This window comes from Bradyrhizobium sp. USDA3516, from assembly GCF_057651995.1.
On the sequence record NZ_JBYGYN010000012.1, the window covers coordinates 232,986 to 253,306 of the forward strand.

A 20,321-nucleotide genomic window follows, 5' to 3' on the forward strand; every position below is an offset into this window, starting at 1 on the left:
TTCACCTCTCCCCGCTTGCGGGGAGGTCGGATCGCGCTTGCGATCCGGGTGAGGGGGTACCGATCCAACGGCAGGCTCGCCCGCGGAGAGAAGCCCCTCACCCCAACCCTCTCCCCTAAGAACGGGGCGAGGGAGCGCACCTACGCCTGGGCGGCGGTCTTCGTTTTGGCGCGGTAAATCGTGGGGAACTGGCTGCAATGCCTTGAATCCGCGGGTCATCCGCGGCACCTTGCGCGACCCAGACGGCTTTGGTCATATCGGCAGGAATGATCCGGCCTTGCCGGGGTCTTCGGTGCCGTGGCGCGCGTCCCGCCGCCCGGCCTTCTCAACGCTGTGTTTTCCTAAGGGATCGGGCGAGTAGTGCAATGAAGGTTACGGTCGAACGCGCACAATTGCTGAAGTCGCTGGGCCATGTCCACCGCGTGGTCGAGCGCCGCAACACGATCCCGATCCTCGGCAACGTGCTGGTGCGCGCCGAGAACGCGAAATTGTCGCTGAAGGCGACCGACCTCGACCTCGAAGTGACCGAGACGCTCCCGGCGGAAACGGCGACCGCGGGCTCCACCACCGTGCCGGCGCACATGTTCTACGACATCGTCCGCAAGCTGCCGGACGGCTCGCAAATCGTGCTGGAAGCCGACGGCGACCGCGCCGTGCTCGCCATCCGCGCCGGCCGCTCGCGCTTCACGCTGCAGACGCTGCCGGAGAACGATTTCCCGGATCTGGCGGCCGGCGACATGTCGCATTCGTTCTCGCTCGCCGCCAAGGACGTCAAGCGGCTGATCGACCGCACCCAGTTCGCGATCTCCACCGAAGAGACGCGCTATTACCTCAACGGCATCTACCTGCATGCTGCCGGCACGGCCAAGGCCGCCACCTTGCGCGGTGTCGCCACCGACGGCCACCGCCTCGCCCAGCTCGACCTGGTGCAGCCCAAGGGAGCCGAGGGCATGCCCGGCGTGATCGTGCCGCGCAAGACGGTCGGCGAGGTGCAGCGCCTGATCGAGGATACCGAGGCCGAGATGACGATCGAGCTGTCGCAGGCCAAGATCCGCTTCACCATCGGCAACGTCGTGCTGACCTCGAAGCTGATCGACGGGACCTTCCCCGATTACGGCCGCGTCATTCCGCAGAACAACGACAAGGAGCTCGTCGTCGACAAGAAGGATTTCGAGAATGCGGTCGACCGCGTCTCCACCATCTCCAGCGAGCGCGGCCGCGCGGTCAAGCTGTCGCTGTCGGCAGGCAAGCTGGTGCTGTCGGTGACCAACCCGGATTCCGGCAGCGCGACCGAAGAGCTCGAGGTCGAATACGCCTCCGACGCGCTCGATATCGGCTTCAACTCCCGCTATCTGCTCGACATCGCCGCCCAGATCGAAGGCGACGTCGCCACGCTCCGTCTCGCCGACCCCGGCTCGCCGACCTTGGTGCAGGACCGCGACGACAAGAGCGCGCTGTACGTGCTGATGCCGATGCGGGTGTGAGGGGGCGTGTTCCTCCTCTCGCGACACCTCGTACGCGGAGAGACCCCTCACCCGGCTTCGCTGCGCGAAGCCACCCTCTCCCACAAGGGGAGAGGGTGAAGCCGCAGCTCTCCTCGTCGAAACAAGCGCGATGCGCGTTGCTGTGCCCTCTCCCCTTGTGGGAGAGGGCATCTCCGCCAGCGGATGCATACTCAGTCGGGTGAGGGGTTGGTGCCGCAGGATCCGTCCCATCGTCCAGTCGCCAAGCCTCTCCGCCAATTCGCGAAGAACATGCGGCACGAACCGACCGATGCTGAAGCTGCGATGTGGCGCTTGCTGAGGGATCGTCGGCTCTCCACTTTCAAGTTTCGTCGACAGGTACCGTTCAAGAACTACATCCTCGATTTCGTCTGCTTCGAGAAACGCCTCGTGATCGAGATTGATGGAAGCCAGCACGCGGAATCGCAGCGGGATGCGACGCGTGAGGCGACGCTTGCTGCCGAAGGGTTTTGGACATTGCGCTACTGGAACAATGACGTGCTGCAGCAGCCCACCTCTGTGTTGGAGGACATCCTTGCAAAGCTTGCCGGGCGGTAAGATACCCCTCACCCGTCGCCTCACTGCGTGAGGCGCCACCCTCTCCCACAAGGGGAGAGGGGAAGTATCGAGTCCATGACAAAGATCTCATGACCCCCTCCCGCATTCATCGCCTGACGCTGACGCATTTTCGCAATTACCGAGCGGCGGGGCTCGCGACGGCGGCTGATTTGGTGGCGCTGGTCGGGCCGAACGGGGCGGGCAAGACCAATTGCATCGAGGCGATCTCGTTCCTGTCGCCGGGCCGCGGCCTGCGCCGGGCGACGCTGGAGGATGTCGCCGACAACCAGGGCGACGGCTCCTGGGCGGTGTCGGCGCAGGTCGAGGGCGCGCTGGGGCTCGCCACGCTCGGCACCGGCATCGATGCGCCGCGCGCGGATACCGCGGTGAGCCGGCGCTGCCGCATCGACCGCGAGCCGGTGGGCTCGGCCAGCGCCTTCGGCGACCACATCCGCATGGTGTGGCTGACGCCGGCGATGGACGGGCTGTTCATGGGGGCTGCGTCCGAACGGCGCCGCTTCTTCGACCGCCTGGTGCTCGCTATCGACAGCGAGCATTCCAGCCGCATCAACGCGCTCGAGCGCTCCTTGCGTTCGCGCAACCGCCTGCTCGAGACGCGCAATTACGACGATCATTGGTGCGACGCGATCGAGCGCGAGACGGCCGAGCTTGCGGTCGCGGTCGCGGCCACGCGCGGGCAGACCGCGGCAAGGCTCACCGGCATGCTCAACGCGCGCGCGCAAGCCTCCGCATTTCCGTCCGCTCAGATCGCGCTCGACGGCTGGATGGAGAACGCGCTGCTTCAGGAGACCGCGACCTCGGTCGAGGACCGCTACCGCCAGATCCTGCGCGACAACCGCCCGCGCGATGCGATCGCCGGCCGCACCACCGACGGCCCGCATCTCACCGACCTCCAGGTGATCTACGCGCCCAAGAGCATGCCGGCGCGCGATGCCTCCACCGGCGAGCAGAAGGCGCTGCTGATCGGCCTCGTGCTGGCGCATGCGAGCCTGGTCGCCGAGATGACCGGCATCGTGCCGCTGCTGCTGCTCGACGAGGTGGTCGCGCATCTCGACCCGAACCGCCGGGCGGCGCTGTTCGATGAGCTGAAGAAGCTCGGCGCCCAGGTGTGGCTGACCGGCGCGGATCCTGCCGCCTTCGCCGAGATCGGCGCAGGGGGCGAAGTGTTTGACGTCGAGAGCGGACGAGTCTCGGCCCGCGGCTAGGCTGCCGCATTGAACCCGCCTGTTTCAGATCGCGACTAGCCGCTTGAGGCCGCAAGAAGCGGCCGTCGCGCGGGATTTCACAACTGGCGTTACATCCTTCGCGATATTCTTGGAGCATGAGCAATGGCGACGGTGGCTCGTGGGGCGCAAGCTCCCGCACGATGGCAGTTGTTTGCGTGCGGCTTCGCTCTGCTTGCGATGTGCATGCTCGCGGCCAGCGCCGGTGCCTCGCTGCCGCATCTGTTTCCGACGACGCTCACGCTGGATTCCGATGCCAGGCTGCCCGCACCGACCCGCTACACTTACAGAGGGATCCACACCACGCTGATGCAGGGCGTCGACGCGCCGCTCCGCGTCAGGCTGGAGGCCACCGTGCCAGCGGGGCTCAGCGACGTGCTCGCTTTCTACCGGACCGAGCTTCGCAAGCTCGGTTGGCAAGAGCAGCATGATGACGCCGTGATCAACGCCGATCACGTCCGGCTCGCCTTCGTCTCGCCGCTGGGGCCGGCCGCGCTGAAGCTCGACCGCAAGGATTCCGGCACAGCGGTTCATCTGGTGCAGAAGAACGCGGACACCGCGACCAGAGCGAACGTGCTGCCCGAGCCCGGCCAGGCGAAGCTGGTGTTCAGCAATATCGGCAACAAGGAAGCGGTCCTCGAGATCAACGAGCGGACCATCCCGCGCCCGGCCGGCGCGAACGCCGTCGCGCTGGACCTCGCGCCAGGCGAATATTCGTACAGGCTGGCGGTGCCGGGCATTCCAGCCGTCACCAACGTCCTCACCGTTGCCACCGACGAGACCTGGGAGCTCACGGTCGGGCGCGACGGTGACGCCTGGCCGCCGCTCCAGCTGTACTGAGCCCGTGTTCGCCCATGGCTGTTGAACCTCGCCGGTTCCTGCCGCGACTTCTCGTCTGAGGCGCGCCGATGGGGGCGCAGCCTGCAATTGCGCGGGCATGACACCCCCCGCGCCAATCCAGGAGCTTGACGATGTCGATGATCTCGCGCGGGACGCAGGTCCCGGCACGCTGGCGACTGCTGGCCTGCGGCCTCGTCCTGTTGGCGAGCTGCGGAATCGCGGCTGCCGCCGACGGGGGCATCGTCGACGTCCACGCGCTGCCGAAGCTCGAGGGCGCGGTGGAGAACACCTCGCGTCCCGAATCCTGGCGCCTCGAATATCGCATGCCGACGGCGGAAGCCGTGACGGCGCCGGCGTTGAAGAAGCTCCTCGGCGCGGACGGCTGGGTGCCCTATCTGCGGCCGCTGGACGAAAAGAGCACGACGCTGAATTTCAAGAAGGGACGTCAGGGCCTGTCGGTTCGTTTCACGCAAGGCCTCGGCCGCCCCGACCAATCCGTGGTGACCTACTCCGCCGACCGGATTTACGGCAACGTGCCGTTCCCCGATGGCGCGACCGACATCATGTTCGATGGCACGCGGCCCTATCTCGGCTGCATCGCGCCCACCGCGCTCGATGCGACGTCGGATTTCTTCGGCCGCGAGATGGCTGCGATCGGCTGGCAAAAGCTCACACCGGAGGCCGCGGCGCACTGGACCAGCAGCCTGGACGAGACCGTCCCCAACGGTCTGCGCGCGTACTACGTGCACCCCGATAGCCCGGAGACCGGCTTCACCAAGCAGAAGCCGGTGATGCTGACGCTCACCCGCCGCGACGATGGCCGCACCAATGTCGAGATCCGCGTCGCGCCGTTCGCGCTGCCGGAGGTGCTCGAGGCCGACGACGACATGGCCGGCCTGCCGCGGCCCAAGCCGACCAAATCCGCGCGGGGCCTCGGCAGCGCCAGCTCCAACAAGCGAGAAATGTCGGCCGCCGCGATGGCCGAGCTGCCCGCCGTGCTCGCCTTCTACCAGCGCGAGCTCGCCGCGCGCGGCTGGCAGGAGGATGGCCGCGCGCCGCTCGCGCCCGGCGACGAAGTCGCGATCAAGTTCTCCAGCACCGATGAAACCGGTGTGCTGCGGCTCGGCCGCAAATATGATTTCACCATGGTCGGCCTGACCGCGCAGGTGAAGGAATCCGCGCTCGCCGCCCGCGCCAAGGCGAAGAAGGAGGCCGACGCGAGGTTCCTGAGCGATGCCTTGGGTACGGCTCAGCAGCTCATCGCGGCCGACGATATCAGGCGCAAGACCCAGGCCGCCTCCCTGTCGGACGCCCCGCTCACCGCGCTCGCTGACAGCAAGACGCCGGTGCCGCTGCCCGAAAACGCCGAAGGCATCAAATTCGAAGGCGGCGACGGCCACCTGGAATTCTCCTCGGCGTCGAGCGTGAAGGCGCTCAGCAGCTTCTATCGGACCGCGCTGAAGAGCTCGGGCTGGAAGGAGCAGCCCTCCGTCATCAACCAGCCGAACATGGCGGTGATGGCGTTCTCGAAAGGCGGCAAGTCGATCTCGATGACGGTGATGCAGATGGGCCCGAAGGTGAATGTCCGCGCCGACGGATCGGGCCTGGTGACGGAAGCGGCCAAGCCTGCGGCCGGTGCGGAGGCGGAGGTTCAGGCCAAATCCGCCGAGCCGCTCAAGCCCGATCCCGAGTCCCCGCTGCCGGTGCCGATGCAGCGTTCGTCCAAAACGCTCGAGACCACGAAGGTGCCCGGCGGCGAAGCGCCGCTCCGCAGCGAACTGACGGCCCGCATCCCCGCTTCGCTCGACGAAGTCCTTGCCTTCTACCGGGCCGAGCTTGCAAAGCTCAGCTGGCAGGAGAAGACCGACGGCGCGGCCGTGTCCGCGGAACGCGCGCAGATCGAATTCGCCTCGCCGCAAGGCCCCGCCGTGCTCAAGCTCGGCCGCACCAAGGGCGAGACCACGGTCAGCCTGGCGCACAAGAATGCCGATGTCGCGGCCAAGACCGAGATCATGCCGAAGGCAGGACAAGCACGGCTCATGCTCGGAAACATGGCGGCGAACGAGGCCGCACTGACGATCAACAAGCAGACGGTGAAGATCGCAGCCGGCGCCGGCGGCCCGCAATCCCCAAAGGGTCCGATGCTCGATCTGCCGCCCGGCAAGTACGCGTACGCGTTGCGCCTGCCCGGCCGCCCTGCACGTAACGAGACCCTGACCGTTGCCGCCGGCGAGGCCTGGGGCCTCCTGGTGGGCCCGAGCGGCGACGTGCTGCCGCTGCAGATGTACTGATCTCATGTCCGCGGATGGATCGGCCTGGTTGAACCCGCCTGGTTCATGGGGCGACTAGTCGTCGAGAAGGCGTCGGCGGCCCTGTCGCAGCCGCTGCATCGCGCGAAGACCGCGGTATTCCTGGAGCGTGGACATGACGAGGGCATGGCGCGGGACGAAGGTCCCGGCACGGTGGTGGCTGTTGATGTGCGGCCTTACGCTTCTTGCAGGCTGCTCGCCGGAGCCACTTACCGCAGCAGATCCCCACGCCGACATGCCCGTGCCGACGCGAGCCAGTCACGCAAGCTTCGGCACCACGCACGCCTCCGGCATCGATGTCCCATTCCGGCTCGAGCTCAAAGCCCGTGTACCCGCAGAGCTCAGCGACGTCCTGGCCTTCTACCGCGCGGAACTCGGAAAGCGCGGCTGGCAGGAGAGGCCTGGTGGCGCGATGGTCGCCGCCGATCACGCGCGGCTCGTCTTCGCCTCCCCGAAGGGGCCGGGCATGCTGACGCTCGACCGTGCCAAGGGCGAGACCACAGTCGACCTCGTGCAACGAAATACCGCGGTCGCGGCCGAGGCCAACTTCCTGCCGAGAGCAGGACACGCGCGGTTGATCTTCGGTTATCTTGTCCCTGATGTGGCCTCGCTCGCGATCAACGACCAGACCATCGCGATCGCAGGCGGCGTCAACCATCCACAAATGCTGGATCTGCCGCCCGGCACGTACTCCTACGCGCTGCTCGTGTCGGGCCGTCGGGTGCGCACCGACACCATTACTGTGGCCGCCGGCGAAACGTGGAGCCTCGGGTTGGATGACGACGGCAGGAAGCCGGATCAGATCTACTGAACCCAGCGGCCGTCTCCAGGCACCGCGGTGTCTCGGAACAGGTATCCGCATCGCCGCAAAAACCACGCCCTAGAGGGCCCCAAGCAGCGCCTCGAATCACGCTTTCTGCAGCGCCCAAAAACGCCCCGCAAAAGCCTTGAAAACCGGCCAAAAAACCCTATCTGCTCAATAGGTTGCCGGAGGATACTTTGCGCTAGGCGCAAGCGGTCTTTCATGGCACAAATGGCCCTGCAAATCAGCGCCTTTGCGCCGCTGATTCGGGCGACATCTCGAAGGCCTCTCATGACAGAACCTGCTCGGCAGCCCGCTGCCGAAAACGAGCCCTCCAATCCGAGTGAATACGGTGCGGAATCAATCCGCGTGCTCAAGGGACTCGATGCCGTCCGCAAGCGCCCGGGCATGTATATCGGCGACACCGACGACGGCTCGGGCCTGCACCACATGGTCTACGAGGTCGTCGACAACGCGATCGACGAAGCGCTCGCGGGCCATGCCACGCGCGTCGACGTCATCCTCAACGCCGACAATTCCGTCACCGTGCGCGACGACGGCCGCGGCATTCCCGTCGACATCCACAAGGGCGAAGGCATCTCGGCGGCCGAGGTCATCATGACCCAGCTGCACGCCGGCGGAAAGTTCGACCAGAACTCCTACAAGGTCTCCGGCGGCCTGCACGGCGTCGGCGTCTCCGTCGTCAACGCGCTATCCAGCAAGCTGATGCTTCGCATCTGGCGCGACAACAAGGAGCACTACATCGAGTTCGCGCATGGCGACGCCGTCGCGCCCCTGAAGGTCGTCGGCGACGCCCCGGGCAGGCGCGGCACCGAAGTGACGTTCATGGCCTCGCCCGAAACCTTCAAGAACATCGAATACGACTTCGCCACGCTCGAGCACCGGCTGCGCGAGCTCGCCTTCCTCAATTCCGGCGTTCACATCGCCCTCTCCGACATGCGCCATGCGGTCGAGAAGCGCGAGGAGATGCACTATTCCGGCGGCGTCGAGGAGTTCGTCAAATATCTCGACCGCAACAAGAGCCCGATCGTGCCGGCGCCGATCATGGTCCGCTCGGAGGCCAACGGCATCGGCGTCGAGGCGGCGCTGTGGTGGAACGACAGTTACCACGAGAACGTGCTGTGCTTCACCAACAACATCCCGCAGCGGGACGGCGGCACCCATCTGGCCGGCTTCCGCGGCGCGCTGACGCGCCAGGTCAACGGCTATGCCGAGGCCAATGCCAAGAAGGAAAAGATCGCGCTGACCGGCGACGATTGCCGCGAAGGCCTCACCGCCGTGCTGTCGGTGAAAGTGCCCGATCCGAAATTCTCGTCGCAGACCAAGGACAAGCTGGTGTCCTCGGAAGTGCGCCCGGTGGTCGAGAACGTGCTCAACGAGGCGCTCCAGGCCTGGTTCGAGGAACACCCCTCCGAAGCCAAGATGATCGTCGGCAAGGTGATCCAGGCCGCAGCCGCCCGCGAAGCTGCGCGCAAAGCGCGCGAGCTGACGCGCAAGAATCCGCTCTCGGTCTCCTCGCTGCCCGGCAAGCTCGCCGACTGCCAGGAAAAGGATCCGGCCAAGTCCGAACTGTTCATCGTCGAGGGCGACTCGGCAGGCGGCAGCGCCAAGCAGGGCCGCAACCGCGAATTCCAGGCCGTGCTGCCGCTGCGCGGCAAGATCCTCAACGTCGAACGCGTCCGTCCCGACAAGATGCTGTCGAGCGAGCAGATTGGCACGCTGATCACCGCGCTCGGCACCGGCATCAGCGACGAATTCTCGATCGAGAAGCTGCGCTATCACAAGATCATCGTGATGACGGACGCCGACGTCGACGGCGCCCATATCCGCACGCTGCTGCTGACGTTCTTCTACCGGCAGATGCGCGACCTCATCGACGGCGGCTATCTCTATATCGCCCAGCCGCCGCTTTATAAGGTTAGCAAAGGCAAATCCGAGCAGTACCTCAAGGACGAGCGGGCGCTGGAAGACTATCTCATCGACGCTGGCCTCGATGATTGCGTGTACATCCCCGGCACCGGCGGCGACCGCTCCGGGCGCGATCTGCGCGCGCTGGTCGACGACGCCCGCGTGGTCCGCAGCGTCCTGCGCAACCTGCACAGCCGCTATAACCGCAAGGTGGTCGAGCAGGCCGCCATCACCGGCGTGCTGAACAAGGAGATCTACGGCGATCCCGAGAAGGCGGCGGCGGCCGCGCAATACATCGCGAACCGGCTGGACAACCAGGCCGAGGAGGTCGAGCGCGGCTGGGTCGGACAATTCGTCGAGGGCCAGGGTTTCCTGTTCGAGCGCACCGTGCGCGGCGTCAAGGAAGCCGCTGTCATCGACGACGCGCTGCTCGGCTCGGCCGAGGCCCGCAAGCTCGACGAATACACGACCAAGCTCCAGGACGTTTACGCCCGCTCCGGCAAGCTGCGGCGCAAGGATTCCGAGCACGTGGTCCACGGCCCGGTCGATCTGTTCGAGGCCGTGACCGAAGCCGGCCGCAAGGGCATCAGCCTGCAGCGCTACAAAGGCCTCGGCGAGATGAACCCGGAGCAGCTCTGGGAGACGACGCTGGACACCGAGGCACGCTCGCTGCTCCAGGTGAAGATCAAGGAGGTCGATGAGGCCGACGACATCTTCACCAAGCTGATGGGCGACGTCGTCGAGCCGCGCCGCGATTTCATTCAGGAACATTCGCTGAGCGCGACGATCGATATTTGAGGCCTCGCTGCTTCCACGGCGTCAGGGCCGGGCTCGTCCCGGCCATCCACGTCTTGCCCCGCGGAACAAAGAACGTGGATGCCCGGGACAAGCCCGGGCATGACGGCCGCACCAGTCCGGCCCTGAACCTCTCCACCCGCCGTCGCGACGAAACGGCATGCCCGCAAGGCCAATTCCGGCCGGGAAGTGTCGCGCCATGACCGCCTCTGCAACGACCAGCTCCGCCGCGCCCTCACGCCGCCTCGGCATCATCGGCAGCATCGTCGGCGTGCTGGCGCTGATGGCGGCGGTGCTGCCGCATTGGGTCGTGCCGATCGTGTTTCCGCCGCCGCCGGCGGACAAGGTAATCGTCGACACCGGACATCGCATCAAGGACCGCATCGCCGCGAAGGTGAAGGGCGTGGAGTATCAGGCTCCGAAGGTCGAGAAGTCGGCTGGACGAAGCTGGAGTGAAACCGCGTCGGTCACGGCAATCTCGCTCGGCCTGCTCGCCATCCTGCTTTCGGTACTCTCCCTGATCTTCCGGGAGGAACGGCTCCTCGCCGCTGTCGCCGCAACGCTCGGCACCGGCGCCATCGCCATCGAAATCTCCTTCGTCATGATGGGAGTTCTGATCCTGATCGCGATCCTGTACGTGATCGGGAATATCATCGGGCTGTTTTGAGGGCCGCTTGTCACAAGCTCCCGTCCTCATCCTGAGGAGCCCGCGAAAGCGGGCGTCTCGAAGGATGGCCACCAGCGACATCGGGGCCTGCATGGTTCGAGACGCGTTCCGCGCTCCTCACCATGAGGGATCAGCAGCCTCGCCTGCGCTCACGGACCGGCCACGAACCAGCGCCCAGTACAATTGCTCCCGCGCTCAAATCTCTGTAGTTTCCGCCCGAAACAGGCCCTCCCACCCAACAGGACAGCGAGAACCCAGTGGCGCCCATCCAATACATCGTCGAGGGCGGTCACCGGCTCTCGGGCTCGATCGAGCCGTCCGGCAACAAGAACTCGGCGCTGCCGATCATCGCCGCCGCGCTGCTGACCGAGCATCCGGTCGTCCTGGAGAACGTGCCGCGGATCCGCGACACCGAGACGCTGGTCGAGCTGGTCCGCTCGGTCGGCGCGTCGGCCGAATGGTCCGCGCGCAACACGCTTCACATCCACGCCAAGAGCATCCGCGCCGCCGACCTCGACCCCGAGCTGTGTGTGCGCATCCGCGCCTCGATCCTGCTCGCCGGGCCCCTGCTCGCCCGCTGCGGCGAGGTGATGCTGCCGCCGCCCGGCGGCGACGTCATCGGCCGCCGGCGACTGGACACGCATGTGCTCGCGCTGGAGCAGCTCGGCGCCAAGGTCACCGCGACCGACCGGCTCGAATTCCGCGCGCCAAGGCTCGCGGGCGCGGACGTGTTCCTTGACGAGCCGAGCGTCACCGCGACCGAGAATGCGCTGGTCGCGGCGGTCGCCGCCGACGGCGTCACCTATTTGCGCAACGCGGCGTCCGAGCCGCATGTGCAGGACCTCGCCAATTTCCTGGTCGCGCTCGGCGCCAGGATCGAAGGCATCGGCACCAACACCATGATCATCCATGGTCCAGCGACGCTCGGCGGGGCGACCTACCGGATCCAGCCCGACCATATCGAGGTCGGCTCGCTGATCGGGCTTGCCGCCGTGACGCGCTCCCCCTTGCGCATCACACGCGCCGGCGTCGAGCATCTGCGCTCGATCCGCATGGGTTTCGAGCGGCTCGGCATCGTCTGCCGGATCGAGGGCGACGACCTCATCGTGCCCTCCAACCAGACCTTGAAGATTCAGGACGATTTCGGCGGCCATGTGCCGAAGCTGGAGGACCAGCCCTGGCCGGCCTTCCCCGCCGACCTGATGTCGATCGCCATCGTCACGGCGACGCAATGCGAGGGCGTGATCCTGATGTTCGAGAAGATGTTCGAATCCAGGATGTTCTTCGTCGACAAGCTGATCGCGATGGGCGCTCGCATCGTGCTGTGCGACCCGCACCGCGCCATCATCGCCGGCCCGAGCCGCCTGCACGGCGCGACGATGACCTCGCCCGACATCCGCGCCGGCATGGCGATGCTGCTCGCGGCCGTCTGCGCCGAGGGCACCTCGACCATCAACAACGCCGACCAGATCGAGCGCGGCTATGAGCGCATCGAAGAGCGGCTGAACGCGCTTGGCGCCAGGATCACGCGCGTGCCGGAGCGGAGTTAGGCCAGCCTATTTCGGCGGACGTGCGTCGAGAGCCTGTTTGCAGGGCGCAGACAATTCAGCGTAATTGTCGCTGAAACATTTTCGAACGCGCCCGCCTCCGGGCCGCGTTCCCGCGCAGAGGCGGGAATAATCGGCCTTGCAGGCCTGCTTCGCATCACCGCGCGCGTCCTCCGCAGAGGCATGCGACAGAAACAGCACGAGAAACCCGATCAAACTCGCGGCTGCGAGAGCAGCACGGACGTATACGGCCGACCGCCGCGAGAAGCTCACCACCGGTCCGCTTGCCGTCCGGCCAAATCGTTGCACCATGTCACCTCCATCAATTCGCAGACATCGATGTAGGTGATACGCCTGGACGGACCGAATCCTTCGTTCACTCTGCGCGGCTCAGCGAAAATAGCCGCCGACGAGTTGTCGACGTCCTTTCGCTGAAATCCGTTCCAGCATCTCGACGAAGGTCCCGACGACGAGATCGCCAATCTTCACGCGCTTGTCGCGGGCATCCTTCACGGCGGCCTCCAGCTCGGCCTTGTCGAGATTCGTCTGCGCGGCGGTTTTCATCGCCTTCATCAACGCCAGCCGATACTCGGCCTGGAGCGGGGCCAGCTCCGCCTCCTTGCCGCGATAGATGCTCCACAGGATCTCCGCGTCTTCCGCCGGAAGTCTCTCGGCGACACGCTCGATCATGCGCAGCGGCACGCCCGCGCCCGGCATGAAGCCGCCGGGCCGCAGCCATTGCGCCGAGACATAGGTGAACAGGACGACGTTGACGCACAGCGACAGCAGCATGAGCGCCCGCCAGGGAAAGGACCATTCTCGCCAGAACTTCATCGCACCGATCCAAAGCCGATTGCGTAGACATCGAAGACGCCGCTCACGACCGACAAGGGATCCGACGGCGCATGGGCATAGGGCAGCGCTCCCGCCAGCCACACGCCCACCATCAGCGAGCAGGCGAGGCTTGCGGCGGGAACGAGCGCGGGCCAGCGCAACAGGCGCTGATGCCATGCCGGCCGTTGCTGCTGCGGGACAGCGGCCAGCCTCTGCAGGACGAGAAGGCTCGAACGCTCCGCCCGCGCGGTCTCGATCTCCGGAGCGGCGGCAAGGAGCCGGTCGAAGCACGACTGCCCCTCCAGGACCGCAGCGCCTTCCGCGGTCGCCGCGATCCGACGCGCGGCCTCGCGCGTCGGTGCGGGCCAGCGCTCGACGTCACCTCCCCATGTCTCGGCCAATTGTCTGAACTGTTCGGGCGTCATGCGTAGCTCCCCGTCTGCTGTATTTTCTGAACATTTGCCCTGAGCGCCGCGCGGGCGCGTCCCAGGAGCGATTCGAACGCCTTGGCGCTGAGATTCATCGCCTTCGCCGCTTCCTCACCGCTCAGGCCCTCCATGTGGAAGAGCGCGATCGCGCCGCGCTGCCGGTCCGACAGGCCGGCCATCGCGCGGTTGAGAAGGCGAAGCTCCTCATCGGCGATGAGCCGCTCGACGGCGTGCGGTTCCGTGTCGGGCACATCGCCGGCCTCGTCGAGGGGCTGGAAGGTTCGGCGCCGCGTGCGGTCGAACGTCAGGTTGAGGACGATGCGGTAGAGCCAGGTCGTGAACTTCGCAACACGCGGGTCGAAAGAGGCTGCGTGAGTCCAGACACGCATGAACGCCTCCTGGCCGATGTCGTCGGCCTCGGCCGGATCGCGCACGATGCGCTCGGCGACCCGCAGCGCCCGAGGCATATGGCGCCGCATGAGGACGCGAAACGCATGCTGCCGCCGCGCCGACACCTCCACCATCAAGGCCTCGTCCGATGGCTCTTCCATCATCTCGATCTGTTGCTCTGGCCTGCGGACATCCTAGCCGAAAGTTGCGAAACCGATCCCAACAGGCGACCGGCGCCTCCAAAGAAAGATCAAAACCGCCAATAGACTCCGGCGCGCACCGTGTGCGTGTCGAGCCTGGACTCGCGCGCGCCGAAAGTCGTCGCGCCGACCGTCTGGGCGGCCAGCGTCTTCGCGCCGTAATTGTCATAAAGATATTCGAGCCGGACCGAGGCCTGCGGTGCGAAGCGGAATTCCCCGCCCGCTCCGATCGACCAGCCGATTCGTGTTTCGCTCCAGCTCGCGACGGCCCCGATCCCATTGTCGAACGCCTTGCTCTCGACGCCTGCGACGGCAAGGCCACCGGCGGCGAACAGCAGCGTGCGGTCGAAAGCATAGCCGATCCGTCCACGGAGGTGGCTGTTCCAATTGACCGCGGATTGAAGCTGCGTGACCGCCGGGGTCGGCGCAAAGCCGGTATCGATCGTCGCGCGCGCATCGACGAAGTTCACGTCGCCCTCGAGCCCGGCGACGATCCGGCCCCATTGCGCCGAGAAGCCCGCCGTTGCACCGACGATCGCGCCCTTCGGATCGACAAAGTGGAATTCACCCGTCGCCGGCAGCGAGATCTCGGAGCGGCCCGAAAGATAGCCGGCCTGAACGCCGAAATAGGGCCCTGCCCAGCTCAGCAGGGCTACTGAGGCCGCCTGCGGGGGCGGCGCTGCGGGCAGCCTCAGGTCGGTCGCTGCAGCGGCGCCGGCACCCTGGATGGCAGAACCGATCAACAGCGCGGCGAACGTCAGCCTGAATCTCGTTGTCATGCTCAAATTCCCAATGTGAGACCGGCCCAGATTCGCCGCACATGACGAATACGGCCCGACCCGAACTTTCCTTCGCCTGAAGACGTCTTTTTTCAGCGGCCGGCGCCCTCACGTTTCTTTGCCGTTACTTCGCCGATCGAGGCTGCTATGTCCCCGGCATGACCGAGCTTTTGGATACCAAACAGCCGTACCGGGCACGCCGGGACGCAACGCAGAACCACCTTGCCGAGGAATTCGGCGAGACGCTGCGCCTCGCCGTACCGATGATGCTGACCCAGCTCGGGCAGATCGCCATGATCACGACCGATCTCGCGATGATCGGGCGGCTCGGCGAGGACGCCGTGGCCGCGGCGGCGCTGGCCCACACGGTCTATTTCGTCAGCTTCACGTTCGGGCTCGGATTGACCTCCGCCGTGTCGCCGCTGGCGGCGCAGGCATTCGGCGCCGGCGACGTCGGGCGCATTCGCCGCTCCTTGCGCGTCGGTCTGTGGGCCGCGCTGCTGATCTCGCTGCCGATGATGGCCTCGCCGCTCTATGGCGAGCAGATCCTGCTCGCGCTCGGCCAAGCGCCGCACTCGGCCGCGCTGGCGCAGCACTACCTGAATGGCCTCGCCTGGGGCATCGCACCGGCGCTCGGATTCATCGCGCTGCGCAGCATGATGAGCGCGGTGAACCGGCCGCAGGCGCCGCTGTGGATCACGCTGGCGGCGATCCCGGTCAATGCCGCGCTGGTCTATGCCCTGATCCACGGCCTGTTCGGCCTGCCCGAACTCGGCCTGTTCGGCGCGGGGCTGGCGACCACGCTGGTCAATCTCGGCACCTTCCTCGCCGCGCTCGCGATCGCCGGCCTGCGCAAGCCGTTCGCAGAATATCATCCACTCGCCCGCCTCTGGCGGATCGACTGGCCCTTGATGCGCCAGTTGATCGCGATCGGCGCGCCGATCTCGTTCTCGCTGCTGCTGGAATACGGCCTGTTCTCCTCGGCCGCGCTGCTGATGGGCCTGATCTCGACCACCGCGATCGCCGCGCACCAGATCGCGCTCCAGGTCACGGCCGTGCTGTTCATGGTGCCGCTCGGCATCGGCATGGCGGCGACGGTGCGGGTCGGCCACGCCTTCGGCCGCAACGATCCGGCGGCGGTGAAGCGCGCAGGGCTCGTCGCAGCCGTGCTCGGCCTCGCGCTGGTCTCCGCGCTGACGATCGGCATCGTGATCGGCCGCTATCAGCTCGGCCGGCTGTTCTTCGGCGCCGGCAGCGAAAGCGCGGCCACGATCGAGCTGACCGGAACGCTGCTGCTGGTAGGGGCCAGCTTCTTCATCGCCGACGGCCTGCAGACCATCATGGGCGGCGCGCTACGCGGCATCAACGACACCCGAATGACGCTGCTGTTCGCCGCGATCGGCTATTGGGGCGTCTCTTTTCCCATCGGCTGGATGCTGGCGTTCCACACGGGGCTGAGCGCGGTCGGCGTCTGGATCGGATTTTCCGTCGGCACGTTCGTCTATGCCGGGCTCCTGATCTTGCGCTTCCGGATGCTGACGCGCAAAATGGCGGGATGAGAGCAACAGTTCACGAAGTCACGCCCGAGATCGATCCGCGTGCGGTGCTCGCGGGCGCGCAGTTCGCCGATGCATTTCGTGTCGAGATCGGTGCGATGGCGGTGAATGCGCGCGAAGCCTGCACCAGGATGGTGCTGCACGGGCCGCGCTGGATCGACGCATTGCTGCGCCTGCGCAACATTCTGGTGAGGCCGTTCGGGCTGAAGACATCGGGCGAAGGCGCGCCGGCGCCGTACGGCCTGATCGGCCTGTTTCCGGTGCTGAGCGAGACGCCGGAGCAACTCGTTGCCGGCTTCGACGATTCGCACCTCGACTTCCGCATCGTGGTCGACGTTTCAGGCGATGCCGCGGGCCGCCATGTGACCTCGACCACGCTCGTGCGCACGCACAACCTGCTCGGCCGGACCTATCTCGCGCTGATCATGCCCTTCCACAAGCTCGTGGTCCGCAACATGATGGGACGGATCGTGGCGCCGGCCCCGATGAACTGTGCGGGCCGACATTGAACGAACACGCCGTGTTCAGCCCACCGGCCCTGCAGTCCAATTGTCGCCAGCGAGCGGACTGACTTTCACGTCAGGAATGACACCGAGGTCCATGCTCGGATCGAAATGGCGCATCGTTCGCTCATTGAGGTCGATGATTCGGCCAGGCCTGAGTGGTCCCACGTCGTTTATCTTGACGATGACCTTCTTGCCTACGGCCTCGACGAGAGCATATTTCGGCCTCGCGCCAAATTCGACCCCACCAAATTTCCGGCGCAGACTCGTCTTGATGGCAGCCGTCCAGGCGGAGGGATCATAACGTTCGCCAGAGGCCGTCTTCGGACCGCCCTCCTCCTTGCCAGGCTTGAACGGATTATAGGTGGACGCCGCGCCAATAATCGCATCGCCGGAGGCGGCATCGACGACGGCAGTTGAGTGACCCCCACGCGTTTCACTTCGAGCAACGGCAGCAGAAATGGCGAGCGCAAGCAGGGCGCCGCAAATTGCGGCGCTCGAGCGGAATAGCATCATAAGCCCTGTGATTTTTTAGATTGCCCGGTTCCAGAACCGCAAAATTGGTCAAGCGAACGCAGCAGCGTTCATCAACTTGCGCCGATCGTTTTGCGGATTCGAGCCAGCCCTGGCTACGGAACCGTTGTGTGAACCGAAGTGGTCCTCACGTCGTGTTAGCTTCCCGCCGATTAAGACAGAGATTGCGTCAGCAGCATGACCCGATGGAACCTTGCGCGCGCAGCGTCAGAACACGCAGGCAGCAATAACTACTGAACTTCCGATGTATGCAGTGCTGTCGAAACGAGTCTAGGAGGATACGTTCAACTCACTCGGCAACGCGCACCGACTTGTCGCTTGCTGCTTCCGACCATTCGCCGACCACGCGATCGAGGTCGCCGAGATTCTGGTGCATCTGCTCCAGGGAGAAACCGAGCGCGAAGAAGCGCTCGGCGGTGTCGCTGGGGTGGCCGCGGATCAGGCCGTCCTGACGGACGGACGCGACCGCCTCGGCGTAGTGCTGGAGCGCGACGTGCACGGGGTGGATCGGCGGCGCGCCGGCGCCCTCACGTAGCGCAGCCGCAGCCGAGCGCAGGAAGCGCGCGATCACGGTCGAGACCTCATTCAATGGAGCTGCGAGCCGCAGCTGCACCTCGACCGGCAACGGCACCACCGTGGCGCGGCCGATCATCACGACGTCGTGCCGCAGCCGCAGGATGGTTCGCAGCAATGGGCCGGTGTCCGGGCCGCTCGACAGCCGCGCCGCGCGCTCGCGCTCGGCTTCGGAGCCGATCGCATTCAGGTTGACCATCGCATTGCCGATGCCGTCCTGGATCCGGTGCAGCGCGTCGTTGTCGCGACCGCGCGTGAGGCCCGCCAGCAGCTCGGCGAGGGCATCGGCGATCAGCTCGAGCAGAACCGCCGCGCTGGCGCGGATCTGCCGCACCGCGCGCGAGGGCAGCACCAGGAAGGAGACCAGCAATCCCGTGACCGCGCCGACGCCGACCTCGCTGACCCGATCGATCGCCGAGGTCAGAGGATCGGCATGATGCAGGGTCGGAACCAGGAGCACGATCACGGCGGTGACCGTGGCGGCGCTGAGGCTCGGATTGATTGCGGCGATGAAGGCGAGCGGGGCGACGGAGAGGACCAAGAGGCCGAGCAGGCCCGCCTCGCTGGAATAGGGAATCAGGATGGCGATGGCACCGCCATAGATCGCGCCGCCGATGGTGCCGAGCATGTAGTCGCGCGTCGCCTTCAGCGAGCGGCCGACGCTCATCTGGGTCACGATCAGCGAGGTCAGCACCGCCCAGAGCGGCAACAACAGGTGGAGCGCGGTGGCGATCGCATAGGCCGCGGTCGCGGCGACCGTGACCCGGATCGCCAGCCCCAATTGCGTTCGCCGCGCGCGAACCCGCTCGAACAGCTGCCTTGCGCGCGTCATACGGAATATCCCGATCCTTTTCGCCTAAGCAAAAGCATGGCTGGTCCCCGCACCCGCAAGGCCGCTTGAAAGGCCAAATCAGCCCGCCTAACTTGCGCGCCAAATCGAGGAAACACGATGGCTCACGAAACCGCAACGCTCGCCGCCTATGTCTTCAATCTGAAATACCAGGATATTCCGGCGGAGGTGCTGGAGCGCGCCAAGGTGCTGACGCTGGACTTCCTCGGCAGCGCGATCCGGGCGCGGCGCGAGGCGGAATCGACCCCGTCGATGCTGAAGATGCTGGAGGCGCTGGCGCTCGACGCCAGGGGCGAATCCACCGTGTTCGGCGATACCAAGACCTGGACGCCGGCGGTCGCGGCACTGCTCAACGGCGCGCTGGGGCATTCGCTCGATTTCGACGACACCCACGCCGATTCCTCGCTGCATCCGAGCGCTCCGGTGGTGCCGGCCGCCTTCGCCGTCGGCGAGATGGTCGGCGCGTCAGGGCGCGACGTGCTGACGGCGATCGTTGCCGGTTACGAGGTGTGCTGCCGGCTCGGCAATGCGCTCGACCCGACCTCGCATTACGCGCGCGGCTTCCACCCGACCGCGACGGCCGGCACCTACGGCGCGGCCGCGGCGGCGGGCAAGCTGTTCGGCCTCAGCGAGAAGCAGCTGATCGCCGCATTCGGCGTCTCCGGAAGCCAGGCCGCGGGCTCGCTGCAATTTCTGGTCAACGGCGCCTGGAACAAGCGCTACCAGGTCGGCGCCGCCGCGATGAACGGCGTGATCGCCGCGACATTGGCGCGCAACGATTTCGTCGGTGCGACCGAGTCGGTCGAAGGCAAGCACGGCCTGCTCGCCGGCTATACCGACGATGCGCATCCGGACAAGGCGGTGGCCGAGCTCGGCAAGACCTATGAAACGATGAAGATCGGCGTGAAGCCCTATCCGAGCTGCCGCTACACCCATGCCGCGATCGACGCGCTGATCGCGATGCGGCGCGAGCACAATCTGACGCCTGAGCAGGTCAAGCGCGTCGAGATCGGCCTGCACCGCAACGGCATCACGCTGACCGGCGACGCCGCCACCAAGCGGCACCCGCGCTCAATCGTCGGCGGCCAGTTCTCGATGTTCTTCACCGGCGCGCTCGCACTCGACCAGGGTTCATTCGGCTGGGACGATTACAACCGGCTCGGCGATGCCGCCATCGACGCGCTCGCCGACAAGTTCGACGTGGTGCAGGACGACCGGCTCGAGATCGGCCGCACCCATCCGTTTGGCGCGCGCGTGAGCATCACCACGGACGACGGCGTGCACGAGCGGCTCTACGCCGATCCGTCCGGAGAGCCGACCTCGTTTCCGGATACGCAGGCGATGCAGCAGAAGTTTTTGACGCTGGCCCGCCCCGTGCTGAACGCGCGCGCGGAGAAGTTCGCGGATGCGATCATGACGCTGGAGCGGTTCGACCGCGTGGCGCAGGCGACGGAATTGGGGAGGTAGCAGCGAGAGCCGCA

Annotated in this window: 18 protein-coding genes; 12 read left to right on the forward strand and 6 right to left on the reverse strand. The window is 66.3% G+C overall.

Features of this window, described 5'->3' with window-relative positions:
* The first annotated feature begins 365 nt into the window (after positions 1–365).
* The 9 genes from dnaN (at position 366) to murA (ending at position 12,196) form a co-directional block, all read left to right on the forward strand.
* Positions 366–1,484, forward strand: coding sequence for a DNA polymerase III subunit beta (dnaN, locus tag AC24YW_RS31760; RefSeq protein WP_172787964.1), 1,119 nt, complete (start codon positions 366–368; stop codon positions 1,482–1,484).
* A gap of 210 nt (positions 1,485–1,694) precedes the next feature.
* Positions 1,695–2,060 (forward strand): endonuclease domain-containing protein, encoded by a 366-nt coding sequence (locus AC24YW_RS31765; RefSeq protein ID WP_487486406.1) that lies wholly within the window; start codon positions 1,695–1,697, stop codon positions 2,058–2,060.
* 89 nt (positions 2,061–2,149) lie between these two features.
* Entirely contained in the window at positions 2,150–3,286 is a 1,137-nt protein-coding gene (gene recF, locus AC24YW_RS31770; RefSeq protein WP_487486407.1) for a DNA replication/repair protein RecF, read from the forward strand.
* 123 nt (positions 3,287–3,409) lie between these two features.
* Positions 3,410–4,144 (forward strand): hypothetical protein, encoded by a 735-nt coding sequence (locus AC24YW_RS31775; RefSeq protein ID WP_487486408.1) that lies wholly within the window; start codon positions 3,410–3,412, stop codon positions 4,142–4,144.
* 131 nt (positions 4,145–4,275) lie between these two features.
* Positions 4,276–6,435: a hypothetical protein gene (locus AC24YW_RS31780; protein WP_487486409.1), complete on the forward strand. Its 2,160-nt coding sequence runs from the start codon at positions 4,276–4,278 to the stop codon at positions 6,433–6,435.
* Positions 6,436–6,688: 253 nt separating this feature from the next.
* Positions 6,689–7,264 carry a hypothetical protein gene (locus tag AC24YW_RS31785; RefSeq protein WP_487486410.1) on the forward strand — a complete coding sequence of 192 codons (576 nt, stop codon included), beginning with the start codon at positions 6,689–6,691 and terminating at the stop codon, positions 7,262–7,264.
* A 282-nt stretch (positions 7,265–7,546) separates the two neighbouring features.
* A complete protein-coding gene (gene gyrB, locus AC24YW_RS31790) occupies positions 7,547–9,982 on the forward strand; it encodes a DNA topoisomerase (ATP-hydrolyzing) subunit B (RefSeq protein ID WP_487486411.1) in 2,436 nt (811 codons plus the stop codon).
* 196 nt (positions 9,983–10,178) lie between these two features.
* On the forward strand, positions 10,179–10,646 hold the full coding sequence (locus AC24YW_RS31795; protein ID WP_487486412.1) for a hypothetical protein: 468 nt from the start codon (positions 10,179–10,181) through the stop codon (positions 10,644–10,646).
* A gap of 257 nt (positions 10,647–10,903) precedes the next feature.
* On the forward strand, positions 10,904–12,196 hold the full coding sequence (gene murA, locus AC24YW_RS31800) for a UDP-N-acetylglucosamine 1-carboxyvinyltransferase (protein ID WP_487486413.1): 1,293 nt from the start codon (positions 10,904–10,906) through the stop codon (positions 12,194–12,196).
* A gap of 387 nt (positions 12,197–12,583) precedes the next feature.
* On the opposite strand, the gene AC24YW_RS31805 is transcribed toward murA, so the two are convergent.
* From AC24YW_RS31805 to AC24YW_RS31820, 4 genes are all read right to left on the reverse strand, one after another.
* Complete coding sequence (locus tag AC24YW_RS31805; protein WP_487486414.1) at positions 12,584–13,027, reverse strand: periplasmic heavy metal sensor; 444 nt, start codon at positions 13,025–13,027, stop codon at positions 12,584–12,586.
* Entirely contained in the window at positions 13,024–13,452 is a 429-nt protein-coding gene (locus tag AC24YW_RS31810; protein ID WP_487486415.1) for a hypothetical protein, read from the reverse strand. The genes AC24YW_RS31805 and AC24YW_RS31810 overlap by 4 nt, the downstream gene beginning before the upstream one ends.
* On the reverse strand, positions 13,449–14,015 hold the full coding sequence (locus AC24YW_RS31815; RefSeq protein WP_487486471.1) for an RNA polymerase sigma factor: 567 nt from the start codon (positions 14,013–14,015) through the stop codon (positions 13,449–13,451). The genes AC24YW_RS31810 and AC24YW_RS31815 overlap by 4 nt, the downstream gene beginning before the upstream one ends.
* Before the next feature lie 80 nt (positions 14,016–14,095).
* Positions 14,096–14,824: an outer membrane protein gene (locus AC24YW_RS31820; RefSeq protein ID WP_487486416.1), complete on the reverse strand. Its 729-nt coding sequence runs from the start codon at positions 14,822–14,824 to the stop codon at positions 14,096–14,098.
* 158 nt (positions 14,825–14,982) lie between these two features.
* Between AC24YW_RS31820 and AC24YW_RS31825 the strand changes: the two genes are divergently transcribed.
* Together AC24YW_RS31825 and AC24YW_RS31830 are read left to right on the forward strand one after the other, a co-directional pair.
* Entirely contained in the window at positions 14,983–16,383 is a 1,401-nt protein-coding gene (locus tag AC24YW_RS31825) for an MATE family efflux transporter (RefSeq protein WP_487486417.1), read from the forward strand.
* Positions 16,380–16,889: a DUF2867 domain-containing protein gene (locus AC24YW_RS31830; protein ID WP_487486418.1), complete on the forward strand. Its 510-nt coding sequence runs from the start codon at positions 16,380–16,382 to the stop codon at positions 16,887–16,889. Before AC24YW_RS31825 ends, AC24YW_RS31830 begins: the two co-directional genes overlap by 4 nt.
* Positions 16,890–16,904: 15 nt before the next feature.
* Here the strand turns inward: AC24YW_RS31830 and AC24YW_RS31835 are convergent, their stop codons facing one another.
* Both AC24YW_RS31835 and AC24YW_RS31840 read right to left on the reverse strand, forming a co-directional pair.
* Complete coding sequence (locus AC24YW_RS31835) at positions 16,905–17,399, reverse strand: septal ring lytic transglycosylase RlpA family protein (protein ID WP_487486419.1); 495 nt, start codon at positions 17,397–17,399, stop codon at positions 16,905–16,907.
* 307 nt (positions 17,400–17,706) lie between these two features.
* Positions 17,707–18,822 carry an FUSC family protein gene (locus AC24YW_RS31840; RefSeq protein ID WP_487486420.1) on the reverse strand — a complete coding sequence of 372 codons (1,116 nt, stop codon included), beginning with the start codon at positions 18,820–18,822 and terminating at the stop codon, positions 17,707–17,709.
* A 117-nt stretch (positions 18,823–18,939) separates the two neighbouring features.
* Here AC24YW_RS31840 and AC24YW_RS31845 point away from each other — a divergent pair, with 117 nt between their 5' ends.
* Positions 18,940–20,307 carry an MmgE/PrpD family protein gene (locus tag AC24YW_RS31845; RefSeq protein ID WP_487486421.1) on the forward strand — a complete coding sequence of 456 codons (1,368 nt, stop codon included), beginning with the start codon at positions 18,940–18,942 and terminating at the stop codon, positions 20,305–20,307.
* Positions 20,308–20,321: the final 14 nt, after the last annotated feature.